The 3,708-nt window shown below is 66.1% G+C and carries 3 protein-coding genes; all 3 read left to right on the forward strand.

Annotated features, from left to right (window positions below):
• The first annotated feature begins 86 nt into the window (after positions 1 to 86).
• The 3 genes from HOV91_RS09000 to cobM all read left to right on the forward strand — a co-directional run bounded on the left by HOV91_RS09000 (position 87) and on the right by cobM (position 3,264).
• Complete coding sequence (locus HOV91_RS09000) at positions 87 to 1,556, forward strand: carotenoid oxygenase family protein (protein WP_174184978.1); 1,470 nt, start codon at positions 87 to 89, stop codon at positions 1,554 to 1,556.
• Between the two features lie 392 nt (positions 1,557 to 1,948).
• A complete protein-coding gene (locus HOV91_RS09005) occupies positions 1,949 to 2,374 on the forward strand; it encodes a PPOX class F420-dependent oxidoreductase (RefSeq protein ID WP_174184979.1) in 426 nt (141 codons plus the stop codon).
• Between the two features lie 125 nt (positions 2,375 to 2,499).
• The gene (gene cobM, locus HOV91_RS09010) at positions 2,500 to 3,264 is read left to right on the forward strand and encodes a precorrin-4 C(11)-methyltransferase (RefSeq protein WP_174184980.1); all 765 of its coding nucleotides are present in this window, start codon (positions 2,500 to 2,502) and stop codon (positions 3,262 to 3,264) included.
• The last annotated feature ends 444 nt before the right edge of the window (positions 3,265 to 3,708 follow it).

Here is a 3,708-nt window from a genome sequence, read left to right on the forward strand (position 1 = left end):
GACGGCAGTGTAGCCGCCCCCTATCGTCTGATAACACACGTATTCAGATAACAAGCGTTATCAGATTGGTTCAAGGGAGAATCGCGATGCCCACGACGCAGTCCGGCCCGGACTCGAGGCCATATCAGCAGGTCACCGCTCCGCTGCTCGATGAGCACGACTATCGCGTAAGGCAGATCGATGGCGTGCTTCCGCGCGAGCTGACCGGAACGCTGTACCGTATCGGCCCCGGCAAATACCAGGTCGGACGTACGCTGCTGCACAACATCTTCGACGGCGACGGCATGATCTCGCAGTTCATCCTCGACGGCAGCTCGGTCCGGTTCCGCAACCGATACGTGCGCACTCGGCACTTCCAGCACGGCCAGCAGTCGAGCACCATTCGGTTCCGAGGGGTCGGAGATCAGATTCCGGGCGGCTTCTGGGCGAATGTCGGGCGTTTGCCGGAGAACGTGGCGAACACCAACATCGTCAACTTCGGCAATGAGCTGCTCGCCCTGTGGGAGATCGGCAACCCGCACCGGATCGATCCGGAAACCCTCGACACGCTCGGCAGCACCGACTTCGGCGGTCGGCTCGGATATCTCGGTGCCTTCTCCGCGCACCCGAAATGGGATCCGGTCACCGGCGACATGTACAACTTCGGTCTCGAACTGCTTCCGACACCGCGGATCCGTACCTACCGGATCGATCGCGCCGGACGGCTGACCCAACTCGCCACTGTCCCGATGCTCGATCTGCCGTGGAACCACGATTTCGCGCTGACCCAGAAGTACATGGTCTTCGTGCTGGACCCGATCATGCCCAACATCGCCAAGATCGCGCTGTCCATGACCTCGTTCGTGGACTCCCTGGAATTCAAGCAAGGCAAAGGAACCCGGTTCGTGCTGGTGCCCAGGAACGGCGGCCCGGTGCGCATCGTGGAACACGAGGCGCTGCTGCACGTCCACTTCACCAACGCCTACGACGACGGAGACGACGTCGTGGTCGAGCTGCCGCGCCTGGAGACCGACTGGGACAAGCTGCGGAACATGACCGGAATGGTCAATCGCACCGACCGCGGCATCCCCGAATACCCGGACTCCACGCTGAGGCAATACCGGATCACCAAGGACGACCGCATCATCGAGAATCAGGTGTCGGACCGCTCAGGGGAATTCCCGCAATACGACTGGCGTCGCGGTACCCGCAGACACCGCTACACCTACTTCGCCGGGAAAGGGGGACCGGCGCGGCTGTTCAACTCGGTGGTCAAGGTCGACACCGAGACCGGGAAGACGACCAGCTGCGACCTCGGATCCAGCTCGGTCGGCGAACCGCTGTTCATTCCCCGAAGCCGCGACGCCGCCGAGGACGACGGCTGGCTGCTGGCGCTGAACCACCACCTGGACGAGGACCGCTCCCAGCTCGTGGTCTTCGACGCCCAGGATCTCGACGCGGGTCCGCTGGCCACCGCATGGCTCGATCACCATGTTCCCTGGGGTTTCCACGGCACCTTCAACCGCCGGATCGCCGCACCCGAGGCGCCGGTGCCGACGCCGGAGCAGGTGCTGTGACCGGGAAACGGCGCGACCCGCGGGTCGTTGCATCCTGGTCGGCAGCGAACTCGGTGCGGCCTGCGGAGGGGTTGTCACGACGGGTGTACTTCGAATACGCGCATGTCGCTCATCTGAACGCCGATTGCATAAATAGGTATATGTCTAGGTGAATCTACGGATGCGGGGCCGGGTGTATTCGGTGAGGCTGGTTGTCGTGCAGGAAGCACGACTGGTGACAGCGCCGTCACCTGAACCCGCCCTCGACAACGGCGTCGATAGGTCGACAACGGAGTCGGTCGCGCGGCGGGATTCCGCAACGTACGAACCAGAAACTCCTTCCCACTTACGCCACACGGCGTCCCGGCGATTCGTCGCGTGATCGGTGGCCGACCGCGGCCTAGGGTGGGCGGATGGCCTCTCTTTCCGATCCCGAAGTGCGCGAATTCCTCACCCACGGCACCCGTACCGGCAAGGTGGCGTTCGTGGCCGCCGACGGCAGGCCGGTGGTGACTCCGGTGTGGTTCGTCCTCGAGGGGGACGAACTGGTCTTCAACACCGGTAAGTCGACCGCGAAGGGTAAGGCGTTCGCCCGCGACGGGCGCGTCTCGATGTGCGTCGACCTCGAGGAGCCGCCCTACTCGTCGGTCCAGTTGCAGGGCTCGGTCACGCTCTCGGAAGACCCTGACGAACTACTGCGCACGGCCACCGAGATCGGCGGCCGGTACATGGGCGCGGACCGCGCCGAGGAATTCGGCAGGCGCAACGGCGTCCCTGGGGAACTCGTCGTCCGCCTCCGCCCCGAGAAAGTGATCGCCCACTTCGACGCCACCGCTTGAGCGGCGCGGGCACGAATCTCACCAGGTGGTCGGAGGTCGTCGTGTCGGATGTCCCGCGCGGCTGTCCGGCGGGCAGCGGCGGCGAGTGAACGCTCCGGCGATCGGTGGTCAATACACTCGCGCGCATGACCGTGCACTTCATCGGGGCCGGGCCGGGCGCGGCCGATCTGTTGACGGTGCGCGCGGTGGAGTTGCTCCGCGCGTCGCCGGTGTGTCTGTACGCGGGGACCTACCTCGATCCAGACGTGCTGGCGTACTGCGCGCCGGATGCCGAGCTGGTCGACACCCAGCATCTGGACCTCGACCAGATCGTGGAGCGCCTGGTGCGCGCGGACCGTGCGGGTCAGGACGTGGCTCGCTTGTGCTCGGGTGACCCGTCGCTGTATTCGGCGCTGACCGAGCAGACCCGCAGGCTCGACGCGCACGGCGTGCCGTGGGACGTCACGCCGGGCGTGCCCGCCTATGCCGCGGCGGCGGCGGTGCTCGGCGCGGAGCTGACGGTGCCGGAGTTGGTGCAGTCGGTGGTGCTGACCCGCACGCAGGCCCGCTCCACCGCGATGCCGGAGTCCGAGGCGCTGGCGAACTTCGCCGCCACCGGCGCGACCATCGCGCTGCACCTGGCCATCACGCGCGTCCGCGCACTGGCCGCCGAACTGGCCGCCGAGTACGGCCCGGATTGCCCGGTCGCCGTCGTCTACCGCGCCAGCCAACCCGAGCAGCTGGTGTTGCGCGGCACTCTGGCCGACATCGCCGACCAGGTCGAGGCCGCCGGACTGCGGCAGGCGGCGGTGATCCTGGTGGGCCGCGCGCTCACACCTGCGGTGTCCTGCGCCGAATCCCACCTCTACGACCCGTCGCGGGTGCGCGGGTCCGCGAGTGCCGAGCGCTGAAGGCGACGGCGGACGCCGCGCGGTCGCAGGTATGACGGCGGGTGCCCCAGGCGGCTGCCGTACCTCGTCGCGAAAGTGTCGGAATGGGGCAACGTGACTCATGTGAGAACCGCAACAGCACCCTGGCAAACCCGCTGCAACGCATCTGCCTGCGGTGATGTCCGATGGCTATATCGGTTGGTTGGTCGGGCGCCGGAGGCGACGGTAGATTGATCCGGTGATTCGCAAAGAAGGTCCCGGCGGAGCCGGTCGGTGGGTTCTGGGCACGGTCGAGCTCATGTAACAAGCCCGGCACGTTGGACAGATAGTTCAAATGAACATTTTTTGCCTGATTTGATGTGAGAACTGAACCTGGAGACGCAGGCGCCACGCTCGGATAGGTGCGCGCCCCCTCCGGGTGTGGTCGGGGAGCGCTTGCGTGGTGTTCCGGAAGCGAGGTTACGG

The sequence above is a fragment of the Nocardia barduliensis genome, assembly GCF_013315795.1.
GTDB classification, from domain to species: domain Bacteria; phylum Actinomycetota; class Actinomycetes; order Mycobacteriales; family Mycobacteriaceae; genus Nocardia; species Nocardia barduliensis.

Bases quoted from the DNA above. Each gene is read 5' to 3' on its own strand.
- HOV91_RS09000 (WP_174184978.1), top strand. From the start codon at position 87: ATGCCCACGACGCAGTCCGGCCCGGACTCGAGGCCATATCAGCAGGTC.
- HOV91_RS09005 (WP_174184979.1), top strand. From the start codon at position 1,949: ATGGCCTCTCTTTCCGATCCCGAAGTGCGCGAATTCCTCACCCACGGC.
- cobM (WP_174184980.1), top strand. From the start codon at position 2,500: ATGACCGTGCACTTCATCGGGGCCGGGCCGGGCGCGGCCGATCTGTTG.